The sequence below is a fragment of the Pantoea sp. Cy-640 genome (genome assembly GCF_011752635.1).
GTDB lineage: Bacteria > Pseudomonadota > Gammaproteobacteria > Enterobacterales > Enterobacteriaceae > Pantoea > Pantoea dispersa.
The window spans coordinates 1-13,620 of record NZ_VWXB01000013.1; the positions used below are offsets into that span (position 1 = coordinate 1).

General features: G+C 57.0%; 17 protein-coding genes. 6 read left to right on the forward strand and 11 right to left on the reverse strand.

Annotated features, from left to right (window positions below):
- The 3 genes from F3J36_RS24280 to F3J36_RS22825 form a co-directional block, all read right to left on the reverse strand.
- Window positions 1-101, reverse strand: a 101-nt coding sequence (locus F3J36_RS24280; RefSeq protein WP_247653192.1) for a hypothetical protein, incomplete at its 3' end; no start/stop codon positions are given.
- Window positions 102-357: 256 nt separating this feature from the next.
- Window positions 358-555, reverse strand: coding sequence for a protein DsrB (dsrB, locus tag F3J36_RS22820; protein ID WP_010618650.1), 198 nt, complete (start codon window positions 553-555; stop codon window positions 358-360).
- Window positions 556-622: 67 nt separating this feature from the next.
- A complete protein-coding gene (locus F3J36_RS22825) occupies window positions 623-781 on the reverse strand; it encodes a YqaE/Pmp3 family membrane protein (RefSeq protein ID WP_021509855.1) in 159 nt (52 codons plus the stop codon).
- A 316-nt stretch (window positions 782-1,097) separates the two neighbouring features.
- Between F3J36_RS22825 and F3J36_RS22830 the strand changes: the two genes are divergently transcribed.
- The 3 genes from F3J36_RS22830 to F3J36_RS22840 all read left to right on the forward strand — a co-directional run bounded on the left by F3J36_RS22830 (window position 1,098) and on the right by F3J36_RS22840 (window position 3,735).
- Window positions 1,098-1,331 (forward strand): YodD family protein, encoded by a 234-nt coding sequence (locus tag F3J36_RS22830; RefSeq protein ID WP_058757390.1) that lies wholly within the window; start codon window positions 1,098-1,100, stop codon window positions 1,329-1,331.
- Window positions 1,332-1,690: 359 nt separating this feature from the next.
- Window positions 1,691-2,488 (forward strand): mannosyl-3-phosphoglycerate phosphatase-related protein, encoded by a 798-nt coding sequence (locus tag F3J36_RS22835; RefSeq protein WP_166720654.1) that lies wholly within the window; start codon window positions 1,691-1,693, stop codon window positions 2,486-2,488.
- 26 nt (window positions 2,489-2,514) lie between these two features.
- Entirely contained in the window at window positions 2,515-3,735 is a 1,221-nt protein-coding gene (locus F3J36_RS22840; RefSeq protein WP_058757388.1) for a hypothetical protein, read from the forward strand.
- Here F3J36_RS22840 and dgcQ read toward each other — a convergent pair.
- The 6 genes from dgcQ to F3J36_RS22865 all read right to left on the reverse strand — a co-directional run bounded on the left by dgcQ (window position 3,732) and on the right by F3J36_RS22865 (window position 7,795).
- Window positions 3,732-5,384, reverse strand: a complete 1,653-nt coding sequence (gene dgcQ, locus F3J36_RS22845; protein WP_166720655.1) for a cellulose biosynthesis regulator diguanylate cyclase DgcQ — start codon at window positions 5,382-5,384, stop codon at window positions 3,732-3,734. The two genes, F3J36_RS22840 and dgcQ, sit on opposite strands and share 4 nt — an antisense overlap.
- 133 nt (window positions 5,385-5,517) lie before the next feature.
- Window positions 5,518-5,697 carry a YodC family protein gene (locus F3J36_RS22850; RefSeq protein ID WP_010618657.1) on the reverse strand — a complete coding sequence of 60 codons (180 nt, stop codon included), beginning with the start codon at window positions 5,695-5,697 and terminating at the stop codon, window positions 5,518-5,520.
- A 181-nt stretch (window positions 5,698-5,878) separates the two neighbouring features.
- Window positions 5,879-6,013 (reverse strand): hypothetical protein, encoded by a 135-nt coding sequence (locus tag F3J36_RS24340; protein ID WP_254919505.1) that lies wholly within the window; start codon window positions 6,011-6,013, stop codon window positions 5,879-5,881.
- Window positions 6,014-6,049: 36 nt separating this feature from the next.
- Complete coding sequence (locus F3J36_RS22855) at window positions 6,050-6,961, reverse strand: DUF808 domain-containing protein (protein WP_058757386.1); 912 nt, start codon at window positions 6,959-6,961, stop codon at window positions 6,050-6,052.
- A gap of 11 nt (window positions 6,962-6,972) precedes the next feature.
- On the reverse strand, window positions 6,973-7,248 hold the full coding sequence (locus F3J36_RS22860) for a hypothetical protein (protein WP_021509848.1): 276 nt from the start codon (window positions 7,246-7,248) through the stop codon (window positions 6,973-6,975).
- Window positions 7,249-7,318: 70 nt separating this feature from the next.
- On the reverse strand, window positions 7,319-7,795 hold the full coding sequence (locus tag F3J36_RS22865) for a very short patch repair endonuclease (protein ID WP_166720656.1): 477 nt from the start codon (window positions 7,793-7,795) through the stop codon (window positions 7,319-7,321).
- 156 nt (window positions 7,796-7,951) lie between these two features.
- Here F3J36_RS22865 and dcm point away from each other — a divergent pair, with 156 nt between their 5' ends.
- Window positions 7,952-9,349 (forward strand): DNA (cytosine-5-)-methyltransferase, encoded by a 1,398-nt coding sequence (gene dcm / locus F3J36_RS22870; protein ID WP_166720657.1) that lies wholly within the window; start codon window positions 7,952-7,954, stop codon window positions 9,347-9,349.
- A 150-nt stretch (window positions 9,350-9,499) separates the two neighbouring features.
- The gene (locus F3J36_RS22875) at window positions 9,500-11,095 is read left to right on the forward strand and encodes a methyl-accepting chemotaxis protein (protein ID WP_166720658.1); all 1,596 of its coding nucleotides are present in this window, start codon (window positions 9,500-9,502) and stop codon (window positions 11,093-11,095) included.
- A 40-nt stretch (window positions 11,096-11,135) separates the two neighbouring features.
- On the opposite strand, the gene F3J36_RS22880 is transcribed toward F3J36_RS22875, so the two are convergent.
- Together F3J36_RS22880 and F3J36_RS22885 are read right to left on the reverse strand one after the other, a co-directional pair.
- Entirely contained in the window at window positions 11,136-11,381 is a 246-nt protein-coding gene (locus F3J36_RS22880; RefSeq protein ID WP_104093175.1) for a hypothetical protein, read from the reverse strand.
- Window positions 11,382-11,451: 70 nt separating this feature from the next.
- On the reverse strand, window positions 11,452-12,156 hold the full coding sequence (locus tag F3J36_RS22885) for a phosphohydrolase (protein WP_058757381.1): 705 nt from the start codon (window positions 12,154-12,156) through the stop codon (window positions 11,452-11,454).
- Window positions 12,157-12,735: 579 nt separating this feature from the next.
- Here F3J36_RS22885 and F3J36_RS22890 point away from each other — a divergent pair.
- Entirely contained in the window at window positions 12,736-13,416 is a 681-nt protein-coding gene (locus F3J36_RS22890; protein ID WP_058771148.1) for a hypothetical protein, read from the forward strand.
- Window positions 13,417-13,620: the final 204 nt, after the last annotated feature.

The following is a 13,620-nucleotide window of genomic DNA, read 5'->3' on the forward strand; positions in this document are numbered from 1 at the left end:
CACAGCTCGCGGATGTTCGCCCCGTCTTGCGAGGCGAGCAGAACAAACTCAGTACGTAATGACATGGTATCTCTCGCATCCCAGGGCATAAGCGACTCCATAAACGGGTTCTTATGCCTTAGTTGTAAGTGTCTACCATGTCCCCGAACAAGTGTTCACGATGTCCCCGGACTGTACACCCGCGTGCGGGAGAGGGGGCTGTCCGTGCGGCTGTTGAGTATGGTTTTCACACAACGCTTCAGGAACGACTTATTACTAAGCATCGGCGCTGAACGGTTCCCTCTCCCGCGTGCGGGAGAGGGTTAGGGTGAGGACAACCTGAGAGCAACGTGAAGGCAATCTAATCGCAAAACCACACTACCCTTCCCCCGCATACGGCTCGACAAACACGCCTTCGGCGTGATCGCTCTCATTGAAGAACCAGATCCCCAGCGGATAATCCTCCAGCGCCACCAGATACATGGTGCCCTCATTAAAGCCTTCCACAGCCAGCACAGTACCGACGCGACGTGGGCCGCCGTCGGTTTTTACCGTTACCCGGTCATTGACCTTCATTGATTTCTCTCCAGAAACAGTCCTGCGCATAGTGTAACGGAAGATAGTCAGCGCTGCCTGATCGCGATCAGCGTCGGGCGATTACCCACACCGCATGCACGATGCCGGGGATGTAACCACACAGCGTCAGCAGTATGTTAAGCCAGAAGGCGCCGCCAAAGCCGACCTGTAAAAATACGCCCAGCGGTGGCAACAGAATGGCAATAATGATCCGAATTAAATCCATACTAACTCCCTGATAACCATAATAATCAACCAGCTGTAAGCATAGCTGCTTTACGCCAGAATGGGGAATGCAGCGGGTAAAGAAGTGTCAAAGCCGGGCTTTTCACTTTCTTAACGTTTCCCGGAAAGACTTTTGACGCGGCACCCTCGTACACTTGTCAGCACTGCACCAACCCCAAAGGGGCAGTCAACCTAAAAGTAACAAGGATTTTTGCCCGCGCAGCGCGGGCTTTTTTTTGCCCGTTTCCCGTCCACATCCCTCGCCCGCTGTCACCGTCTATACTTGTCAGGAATCCGTTTGCCTCCGGGAGGCTGTCATGGCTACAGCAAAAGAGTACAGCGATAACGTGCAGCGCGAAGTGAACATCGACGTGGACGCGCTGCTGGAAGCGATTCAGAAAAAAACGTCAGGTGAAGTGCAGGAGTTTATGCAGGCTGAAGATGCGCACCGTGTGAAGGTGAATGGCGAAGCGTTTGACTCCTACACCGAACTGGCCGAGGCGTTTGAACTTGATATTCGTGATTTCACCATCACCGAAGTGAACCGCTGAAATCGATTTCAAAAAAAGACCCGGCACGCTGGCCGGGTTGAAAAAAGAATAAATTCGTTACACCAGGAAAATCTTAACACCGCTTCAGAGTACGCCTTAGCTGAAGTAAGACAAGTCTCAATTCTGCACGCAATTCGAACAAATCTGCATAATCATGCACTGCTGTTACCGAAAACATCGCGCTACGGCTGACATTCTGCATGCACAAAACGTGCAGCCGCTTCGGTATCCGGGCGGTGTTTTAAGAATTATCCTGGATAGTGGCCGCGCCGGCGGCAAGGAAAAGTGTGATCGTGATTACGCTATTATACTGATTACACGTCGCTTTACGGATGCCTTTGGGCGTAAGGAGTGTATTGATGATCCCGTTAGATTCCTCCCTGCTGATCGTGACCGATCTCGATGGTTCGCTGCTCGATCATCATGACTATAACTGGCAGGCCGCCAGTGAGTGGCTGGCGCGGCTTAAGCAGCAACAGATTCCGCTGGTGATTTGTTCGAGTAAAACCGCGGCCGAAATTATTCCGCTGCAGAAGCGGCTGGGCATCGCCGGTGCGCCCTTTATTGCGGAAAACGGCGCCCGCGTCGCCTTCGGCGGGGAAGCGCAGATCGCCGAAGAGCCCGGCGCCGATTATCTTGCGCTCTGTGCCACGCTCAGCACCCTGCAGGCGGATTTTCGCTTCACCGGCTTTCATGACTTTAGCGACGCAGAAGTGGCCCGTTTCACCGGCCTGACGCTGACGGAAGCCAGCCAGAGCCGACTGCGCGATGCGTCTGAAGTCATCGTATGGCGCGATGATGAAACACGGCTCGACGCCTTTCGCGCGGCGCTGGCCGGGCATCAGCTGACCCTGACGCAGGGCGGACGTTTCTGGCACGTGATGCCGGCGGGCAGCGGTAAAGGCGTGGCGCTGGAACAGTTATTGCAGCAGTTGCAGCAGCAGGAAGGCACGAAGCGCACCACGATTGGTCTGGGCGATGGCCCTAACGATGCGCCGATGCTGGAGCGTGTCGATTATGCCGTGGTGATTAAAGGTTTCAGTAAAACCCCGGTGGTGCTGCAACGCAGCGATCATCATAACGTTTACCACACCGCACACGTTGGCCCTGAGGGCTGGCGCGAAGGTCTGGATTACTTTCTTGCCCAACCTGAATAACGGCAGCTGACCAGAAGGATGAGACGATGAGTGATTTTTACCAGAACGGCGTAATTACCAACTTTCATAATCTCACCCACCGCAGCGTGGAGTCGCTGGAAAAAGAGATGGTGCGCTTTGCACGCAAGCGCAAAATGGGGCTGATTCTGCCCTCGCTGTTTTCCGAGCTGGAAGGCCCGGCGCTGGATAATATCGTCAATGAACTGGCGAAAGTGCCCTATCTGGAGGAGATTGTGATTGGCCTCGATCGTGCCGATCGCGATCAGTTTCTCTTCGCGCGCGAATTTTTCTCGCGCCTGCCGCAGCGCCACCGCATTTTGTGGAACGATGGCCCGCGGCTGAAAGCGCTGGACGCCGAGCTGGATAAAGAGGGCCTGTCGCCCAGCCAGCCCGGCAAGGGGCGCAACGTGTGGTTCTGCACCGGCTACACGCTGGCCTCTGACCGCTCGCAGTGCGTGGCGCTGCATGACTGCGATATCGTGACCTATGAGCGCGGCATGCTGGCACGTCTGCTCTACCCGCTGGCCAACCCGGCGTTTCAGTATGAATTCTGCAAAGGTTTCTATGCGCGCGTTGCGGACGGCAAGCTTAATGGCCGCGTCGGGCGTCTGCTGGTGGGCCCGCTGCTGCGCTCGCTGCAGAAAGTCTACGGCCATTCGGAGTATCTCGACTATCTCACCAGTTTCCGCTATCCGCTGTCCGGCGAGTTTGCCATGCGCACCCACGTGCTGAACGGCATCAAAATCCCTGGCGACTGGGGGCTGGAGATTGGCGTGCTGTCAGAGATCTACCGCAATTACACCACGCGGCAGACCTGCCAGGTAGAAATTGCGGACAACTACGATCATAAGCATCAGCCGCTGGCAGAAGAGGACGGCACCGGTGGCCTGAAACGCATGAGTAACGATATCGTGCAGTCGCTGCTGCGTAAGCTGGCGACAATGGGCGTGCCGCTTACCAGCGACTCGTTCCGCGTGCTGAAGGCCACCTATTATCGCAACGCGCTGGACATGATGGAGATCTACAACCACGAAGCCACCATGAACGGACTGAAGTTTGATCAGCACATTGAAGAAGCGGCGGTCGAGATGTTCACCCAGGCGATTCTCGACGCCGGTCAGTCGTTCATCGAGCGGCCAAACGAGAAACCGTTTATCCCCAGCTGGAGCCGCGTGCAGTCAGCGTTCCCCGATATCCTGCAGCGCATCTATCAGGCGGTAGAAGAGGATAACGAGGGCAAAGTCTAACCGGCCGCGCACACCCGATTGCGACCGCCGCTTTTCGCCAGATACAGGCGGCGGTCCGCTACCGCCTGCAGACTTTCTGCATGGTAACTGCCCTGCTCAGTACTGCAGCTCACACCTGCTGACAACGTAACGCTAAAGGTGGTGCTGGCGTTGACCAGAATGGTTTTGGCCGCCAGCCGGCTGCGGATACGCTCCGCCACGCCCTGCGCCTCAGCCAGCGTGGTGTGTGGCAGCACGATACAAAACTCCTCGCCGCCGATGCGTCCGGCCACGTCGTAAGGGCGCAGCGTATGTTTGATGACGGCGGCCACGCGCATCAGCGCCTGATCGCCCGCGTGATGGCCCCAGCTATCATTGACCTTTTTAAAATGATCGATATCGAGCTGGATCACCGCCAGCGGCTGTTGCTGCTGTTCGCAGCGCCGCGCCAGCGCGATAAACTGGTCGAAAAAGGCGCTGCGATTAAGCAGGCGCGTCAGGCCGTCATAGTTAGCGCGCCAGGCCAGTCGCGCCGAGAGGTCCTCCAGCCGTCGTACCAGGCGGAAAATCACCTGATGCGCTAGCGCCAGTAACAGCACGAATAGCAGCCACATGCCCAGCAGAAACAGCGCTACCCGCCCCAGCTCCTGCGCCAGCCCCTGGCGCAGGCTCTGCACGTTGATTAGCCAGGCATCGACATTTTTTAACTTAACCCAGCTGGCCAGCTGACGGCCCAGCCACAGGGTTCCGGCCGGCTGCTGGTGAATCGCCTGCATCAGCTGGCCGCGCTGCGCGGGGGTCAATGCCACATCGTGCGGTGCCGGCAGCCGGGCGATCTCGTTGAGTGCGCGATCTTCGAGCACCAGCTTGCCCTGCAGCACGCTGTGACGCGACTGGTGCAGCAATGCATTAATTCGCTGCTGGGTGAAGTCCATCGATAACACGCCGTACCAGTGCTGATGGGCGATCACCGGCGCGCTCACCGTCAGCATCAACCCTTCGTTGAACTCCCCCTGATAGGCTTCGGTCCAGTGCCATCGCGTCTGCGGCGCCCGGCCCGGCTGCTGGTCGCGAAAATAGGGTCGCTGCGTCATGGTGGCGTAACTTTGTGCCAGCTCCTGCGCGTCGCGCGGCGGACGTGAGCTGATGTAATAGCCCGCGCGCGAGGTGTACCAGAAGCGTGAATGAAAGTCCTGCGCCTCATCGCTGAACTGCATGATAAAGCTGAACTCCAGCGCAGCGCGCAGCTCGGGCAACAGATAAGTATCATCGCGCTGCAGCAGCGCATCACGCTGCAGCCATTCGTCGCTGACGCCGTTAATCGGCATGCTGCGCAGGTTAGCGATCTGCAACTGCCACACCGGCTGATGGCGCAACTGCTGAAAACGCTGCAGGGCGTGCTGACCATAATCGGCATTCAGCGGGTGCGTCAGCGCGTAGCTGAGCATTCGCTGATAGTAATTAAGCTCGTCCAGACTCTCCTGAAAGCGGCTATCGAGGCTGCGCTGGATCTCGGACAGCTGGGCGCGCTGCCGCTGCTGATAGTTATTTTTTAATTCCAGCGCTTCATGGACGGTGAGAAAAAGTGAAAAGAGAAAGACCGCCAGAAAACAGAGATGCACGCGCAGCGTAGACTTCATGCGGCGTGATGACAGTGGCGAGATTGGCATCAGTAGCCAGGCTCCGGATAACAACGAGTTGAAGAAGTGTAGTCAGGCAGGAAAACGGCGTACAGGCAGAGATCAGGAAAAACGTGAAAAGTGACAATGACATCGGGACGGCGCGCTGACCGTCCCGAGGGACTCAGCTGGCCAGCTGGCGCGCGGCCGACAGATGCGTCAGCTCATCACTGCGGAACGCTTCGCGGCGGACACTGTAGCCATCATACCAACGACACTCTACCATTCCGCTGGCATAGCCGGTCACCACCATGGTGGGTCCGCCCTGTTTGTGCTGAACTTCGTCACTGATTGCAAAGGTCATACCGCGCCCTCCCTTCTCACCGTTGATTGAACGGATTAAGGTATAGCAGCTGTGCGCGTTTTTTGCCTATAGGATATTGCTATTACTGTGACAAATTCGGAATAAGCAGTGAAAAATGCCGTAAATAAACAAAGCCGATAAAAGTTATTATCGGCTTTGAACGATTTTCCCGGGTGGAAAATCAGATTTTGCAGCCTTCGCAGTCGGCTTCGTCGCTGATATCCGCCGGTACTTCGCTGGCTTTTTCTGCCGCTTTGGCTTCCGCCTGCTCCAGCTGTGCATCGATATCAAATTCAAACATATCGTCGTTCATCATCGTTCTCCTGACCCGTGATTAGAAATTTCCTGCGCTTTATACCGATTTACCGCGCAGCTTCGCAACCAGATTTACCACTAACAGCACAATCGACCCAACGATAAAGCCCAGCACCAGATTCGCGCCGTTGCTCAGCAGCATGGAAACCACACCCGGGAAGCCGCTGCTGTACTCTTCAATCGCATGATGCAGCGGCGCGATACCGTGCACGATAATGCCGCCGCCCACCAGGAACATCGCGACGGTGCCAACCACCGACAGGATTTTCATCAGCCACGGTGCCAGCGCCAGCAGCGCGCCGCCGGTGGCCTGCGCCAGCGTGGAAGACTTCTCACGCAGCCAGTAGCCGAGATCGTCAATCTTAACGATCATCGCCACAATACCGTACACGCCGATGGTCACCAGAATGGCAATACCGGCGAGGATTAACACCTGATTGAGCAGCGGCGCATCCGAAACAATGCCCAGGGTAATCGCCACAATTTCAGCCGACAGAATGAAGTCGGTGCGCACTGCGCCTTTCACCTTATCTTTTTCGAACTGGCGCGGGTCCTGCTGCGCCAGATTATCCAGCCGCTTTTGCCGCGCTTCCGGGCTCTTCTCCGCTTTGTCATGGTGCAGGCTGTGCAGCACTTTTTCCACCCCTTCAAAGCACAGATAGGCGCCGCCAATCATCAGCAGCGGCGTAATCAGCCAGGGCGCAAACGCGGAGATCAGCAGCGCCAGCGGCACCAGGATCAGTTTGTTGATAAACGAGCCTTTCGCCACGCCCCACACCACCGGGAGCTCACGATTGGCCTTCACGCCCGTCACCTGCTGTGCATTGAGCGACAGGTCATCGCCCAGCACGCCGGCGGTCTTTTTTGCCGCCACTTTGCCCATGACGGAAATGTCGTCGAGCAGCGTGGCAATATCATCCAGAAGAGTCAGTAAGCTGGTTCCTGCCAAAATGTCATTCCTTATTCCGGTTCGTGATCCTGACAACAGGGGCACCGCTCAATCGCCGTCACCGTCATATCGGCGATGCCCGCACAGTCCCATTCGACGCGTAACGTTTTCCCGTGCAGATCGTCGGCGTGCAGATACTTGCTCACCGGACTTTCTGTCATGCCGCTTATCTCCTCGGTGGCCACCAGCGTATCGTCCAGGTAAATGCGCGCCGTGGCATGGGCATTGACCATGCGCTCATCGCGCAGTTGATACAGGCGTCTGACCGTCAGTTTAATGCTGCTCATGGTGGTGTTCCGCGTCCCAGAGAAAACGCTGATCTAAACTGTTATGGCAGCTAAAAGCAATCACCCTGCCTTAATCCGCCCGATAGTGATGCAGTCCCTGATGATCGATCTCGCTGCTGTGCGTGGCCGCCAGCAGCCACTCTTCCAGCCGCTCCACCAGCGCCTCATCTTCCAGCCGTAGTTTGCCGCGCAGCGCGCATTCCCAGACGATCAGCACCTTCCAGCCACTTTCCTGCAGCTGCTGCACATAGCGCTGGTCACGCTCCACGTTACTGTTGATTTTGCCGCTCCAGAATTCGGTACGCGTGGCCGGCATTTTGAACAGATAACAGTGGTGACGATGCCAGAAACAGCCGTGCACAAAGATAATGGCTTTGTGCTGCGGCAGCACAAAATCCGGCCGGCCCGGCAGCGCTTTGTCCTGTACACGAAAGCTAAAGCCGCGATCTTTCAGCAGCAGCGCAATACGCTGCTCAATCGCCGTATCTTGGTTGCGAATGGCGCGCATATTTTTGCGGCGAATATCATGCGAGTGGACGTCTGCCATGGCGTCTCCTTTTTTGCGGGCTTCTTCAACTTTAGCGCGTTGAGGCGAAAGCGAAAGTTTGTGCAGCGCAGATTGCGAGACGCTGCGCAGCCATCGTTAATTTCCACGCCGCATCAGGAGTGGTAGCATAGCCGCTTCACTGTTAAGGAAAAACGCATGCTTGCACTCGATCCCGCCGCGACGGCTTCGCCCTCCCCGCACTCCGCTGATGATGACGCCACCGCGCTACTGCTGCAGGTACTGGATATCTACGCGGCCCGCGATCTGGTGGTCATCCTGAGCGAGGCCGGCGACCGCGACTGGAGCATCACGCAGCTTAACCGTATTCGCGCGGGAAAAAGTGCCGCGCCCGCGCTGTCAGCGGCGGAGGTCGCCCGTCTGCAGGCGCTGCTGCCGTCGCGACCGGCGCATTATGACAATCCCCGCTTTCAGTTTATCGATCTGTTTGCCGGCATCGGGGGTATTCGCCGCGGCTTTGAGCAGATTGGTGGCCAGTGCGTATTCACCAGCGAGTGGAATAAAGAAGCGGTGCGCACTTATAAAGCCAATCACTACAGCGATCCCGCCCGGCATCAGTTCAACAGTGATATCCGGCTGATTACCCAGCCGGCCGGTTTGCCGGATGAGCAGGCGATTTATCAGCATATCGATAAGACGATTCCCGACCATCAGGTGCTGCTGGCCGGCTTTCCCTGTCAGCCCTTTTCGCTGGCCGGCGTCAGTAAGAAGAATGCGCTGGGTCGCGCGCACGGTTTTGAATGTGAAGCCCAGGGCACGCTGTTTTTTGATGTGGCGCGCATCCTCGCCGCCAAAAAACCGCCGTTTTTCGTGCTGGAGAATGTGAAGAACCTCAAGAGCCATGATAAAGGCCGCACCTTTGCCATTATTATGGCCACGCTGGATGAGCTGGGTTACGACGTCGCTGACGCGGCTGACGACTCATCGCCGGATGCCAAAGTGGTCGATGCGCGTCACTTCCTGCCACAGCACCGCGAGCGCATCGTGCTGGTGGGGATCCGGCGCGATACCGGCCTGAGCGAGGGTTTTTCGCTGCGCGCGCTGGCGGCGCTCTATCCGCCTGAAGTTCCGCCGCTGCACAGCCTGCTGGAGCCGCAGCCGGCGGCAAAATATACCCTGTCGCCCACGCTGTGGCACTATCTCTACCAGTATGCGAAGAAGCATAAAGCCAAAGGCAACGGTTTTGGCTTTGGCCTCAACGATCCGCGCAATCCGCACTGCTGCGTGCGCACGCTGTCGGCGCGCTACTATAAAGACGGGTCGGAAATCCTGATCGATCGCGGCTGGGATCAGGCGCTGGGCGAACAGGATTTTCAGCAGGCCGCGAACATGGCGCGCCGCCCGCGCCGCCTGACGCCGCGTGAATGTGCCCGCCTGATGGGCTTTGAAGCGCCGGGCGAAGCGCGCTTCCGCATTCCGGTCTCCGACACACAAGCCTACAAACAGTTTGGTAACTCGGTGGTGGTGCCGGTGTTCGCCGCCGTAGCGAAACTGCTGCTGCCGCTGATTGAGCAGCACGCGCGCCAGCGCCGCTAAAAACGCAGCCGCGCTTCACGCCCCGGTTTTCCGCCCCGCAATTTGCTTTAGTGACGCGCGATGTGCTGTTTTGCCGCACATCGCGCGCACTGTCACCGGACTGTCACGCATCAAACCAATACTGCGTTTTATTTTTTGCGGAGCTGTTTGATGTCTCTCCTGTCTGTAATCTCCCTGCCACTGCGGCTGCGACCTCGTTTTACCCTGCGTCTGCCCGTCTGGCTCTCCAGCCTGCGCAGCCAGTTCATGCTGTTTATTGTGCTGTTTTGTCTGCTGCAGTTTGCCGGGGTGCTGTTGCTCAACCAGCACGTAAATCAGACGCAACACTCATTGCAGCAGGCCAGCCAGCTGCGCGAACGGCTGGCCCTGCTGGATAAAGCACGCATTGAGTTACTCACCGCCAGCGACAACAGCCATCGTGCCGGCATTTATCTGATGCAGGACCAGCAGAGCGGTTCGGTCGACAGCTGGAAAAGCCTCGCGGCGGCAGCCACTGCCTCATTGCAGCAGGCGCAACAGCTGTTTGCTGCCTATCAGGCGAAAAGCGATAGCCCGCTGGCACAGGGCTTCGTGCTACTGGCCGGCGGGCTGCAGGAGCAGCTGAAAGGGCTGGCAGCCAATGATATCAACGCATTTTTTATGGTGCCGATGCAGGCTTTCCAGCAGCAGTTCAACGATGCCTGGTTTAGCGAAATCGAACAGGCCAATCAGCAGCTCGGCAGCGTCAACCAGCATTCGCTCAGCACGCTCAAGCAGAGCCGCAATCTGGCGCTGGCGATTGCCGCGTTATTAATGGCGCTGCTGCTGCTGGCCGCCGCGCTGCTGATGCGCGGCGTGTTGCTGCCGCTGCGTCACGCCAACGCCCAGCTGGCACACATCGCGACGGGCGATCTGGTCGCCAGCCCGGCACCGACGCGTCGTCAGTCGCTGGAAACCCGCCAGCTGCTCCTGTCCATCGATACCATGCGTCAGGGTTTGCAGCAGATCGTCAGCGACATCACGACGGTAGCAACCCGGGTGGCGGCCGGCGCTGACGAGATGCAGCAGCATAATCAGCAGGTGATGCAGCAGCATCAGGCGCAAAATGCCAGCTTCCATCATCTGTCGCAGCGGTTGCATCGCGTGTCAGAAGAGGTGGAAAAAGGTGCACACTTCTCGCAACAGGCGACGCACGACGCGCAGTCCGCGGATGCGCTGATGCGTCACTGCGCCCACGAAGTCGACAATATGGAACACCAGATGCAGCAGATCGTCGCGGCCGCTGGCGATATCGCCGGCATCGTCGGCATGCTGGACAGCCTGTCGATGCAGACGCGTCTGCTGTCGCTTAATGCGGCGATAGAGTCTGCACATGCTGGCGCTTACGGGCGCAGTTTTTCGGTCGTCGCCAAAGAGATGGGATTGCTGTCACAGCAGAGCGGCGCATCCACGCGGCAGATCGACGGTTTAATCCAGCACACGCAGCAGCACGTGCAGGATGGCTTTGCGAAGGTGCAGGCGCTGGAAGTGCTGTTTGCGCGGATTGGCCAGGCGGTATCGGGCGTGGTCAGCCAGCTGAATGAGCTACAGGATAACAGTACGGCGCAGAGCCATCGCGTGAGCAACATTGCCCGGGAAGTGGTGGAAATGAGTCTTCAGCTCCAGCAAAACGAAGCCCTGACTGATCAGCAGGTGCAGGCAGCGGCGCAGCTGAGTGAACTGTCAGCACGACTGACGCAGCGCGCGCAGCAGTTCCGCGTTAGCTAAGGTGCAGAAAGAAAAAACCCGTCAGCGACGGGTTTTGGTGTTATTTCTTTTTCTTACTTTTCTTCAGCAGTGCACGCACCTGCTTCAGCTCGGCGGCGCTCAGTTGATCGCCCGCCTCTTCGGTATGCAGACTGTCGACGACCGGTGGCTCAACGGTATCTAAACTGGCCTGCAGGCGGTTAACGATCTCCTGACTCATGGAGATTTGGTTATCAGCGGCTAACTGTTTAATGTGCTCTTTCAGCGCCGGGTCAATTTTAATGGTTAAGTTAACGGTCTCGGTCATCTTCACACTCCCTCTTGATTTACAACAACGTAGCGGAAGCAGATGAAAGTTAACAGACTGTCATAAAAATTTAATATTGGGCCGGTATGGGACTGAAATCGCGTAACACGGACTCATCAATATCGGTCAGATTCCCCTGCAGTTCGGCGCACAGCTTCGCCATATAGCGGACGAGAAAATCGGCGTTGTGTTCCGCCAGCAGACGGCCGGTTTCCGTCTGCATGGTCTGCGGCAGGCTCAGCAGTTTCTTCTGGAAATGATCCAGCGTCCACTTTACGTCATCCAGTTCACGGTCTTTACCCAGAGGATCGTCGCTGTCGAACAACGGCCGTCCCAGCGCACCTGCGGTATAGAAAACGCGCGCAAGGCCAATCGCGCCTAATGATTCGAGACGATCGGCGTCCTGAACGATCTTCGCTTCTAACGTTTTTGGCGTAATGCGGGCGCTGAAACTGTGGGCCTGCACCGCATGCGCCACGCTGTCCAGCAGCGCTGAGGGGAAATCCGGAAAATCCTGTTGCAGAATGCGGCGCGTCTCTTCCGCCGCGTAAGTCGAAGCCAGATGGCGTTCCGGATGGTTTTTCGGCAGGTTCACCACATCGTGGAAATAGCAGGCGGTCAGCACCACCAGCGGATCGGCATTGGTGTTTTGCATAATGCGGGCCGCGCTCATCCAGACGCGGCGCAGGTGCGCGATATCATGGGCTTTATCATCGTGCAGCCAGTTCAGCTGCAGCCAGCTTTCGTAACGGTGTTGCCAATGGGTCAGTGACATCGTGCTTCTCCTGTTATTGCTATTATTTCGCACCGGGTACGGCTTGCGCCCATCATAGCGGCCCGGTGATGACACTTTCTTTACACCCTTCCCGGATGTCCAGCGCAAAAAAATGCGATCCCGATCATGTTATAGCGCTGTTAAAGCCGCTTGCCCAGCCGCGATACGGTTTTCAGTATTTCCTTAACCTGTTTTAGTTAAGCCACTCTGTTTAATTTCGGTGATGCATTTCCCGCTGGGTGAATTTTCAGCATCGCCAAAGGTCCAGTTTAGCCTGTCGCAACCCCAGCATTAAAATGCCCCTTTGCATAGCGACATAATCTGAAAAGATTCCCATTGCGACCGTTATAACGTACTGTATAGGGGAAATTTACGGCTCTCACCTGTACCCGAAGCCTTCGTCAGCTCACTGTTTGCTTATGAGCCATTTTTAATACCGGAAGCGGCAGTTATTGCCCGATAATAAGGCGACAAATTATTAAGCAAATTGATTCAAACCCATTATGCTAATGCTCTCATCCGAGGATACGGATGTTTCGTCGAAGTTCTCCGGGTACGTGATACAACATGAGGTACATAATGAAAGAACGGCCGATTCTTTTTTCCGAACAGCGGGTGCGCGCCCTGCTGGTTGGCCAGCAAACTCAGACCCGGCGCATTATGAAAACTCAGGCGTTTGGCCCGGGACAGGATCATCATGAAGGTGTACACGCGTTTGATGTCAGCGCTAATCATCTGCATGGCTATAAGCTGATGTCGATGGCGGACATTGGCGCCCAGTGCCCGTTTGGACAGGTCGGCGATCGCCTGTGGGTGCGTGAAACCTGGCGGGGTCCGATTGTGCCTGAGGCGCAGCTGGCGGAATACGAACGCGATCCGCTGCCGTTCCGCAATCCGGCATTTTGCCAGTATCGCGCCGACAGCCATGAACTTGGACAACAGGAAGAAAATCAGCAGGTCGCCGAGCAGTTTGGCTGGCAGACCGCCATCCATATGCCGCGCTGGGCCAGCCGCATCGATCTGGAAATCACGGCGGTACGCGCGGAGAAAATTCAGGACATCAGCGAAGACGACATCATGGCGGAAGGCGTGCAGACCGATTCGCACTTCCTCAATAATTTCTTCACGATGAACATGAATTCCGAATCGCCGAAAGAAGCTTACCGCAAGGCGTGGCAGAAGCAGTACGGCGCCACCAGCTGGGAGGTGAATCCCTGGGTCTGGGTCATCGCATTCCAGCGTGTGGAGCGTGAAGGCTAACCGTTTGCCCTCTTCCGCACGGAAGAGGGCGTCGTGTTTTGCGCGATGCAGTGAGTCACCAGCCCTTGCCCCTTGCCGGCGGCACAGCGCGCCCCTTTCCCACCTTGCCAGTTTGCAATCCCTGTCACAGACAAATCCGCCGCTAACAGGTTGAATAAGCGGCTTTGATTCCACGCTGGCAATTTATCGTCTGCCGCGTCAGGA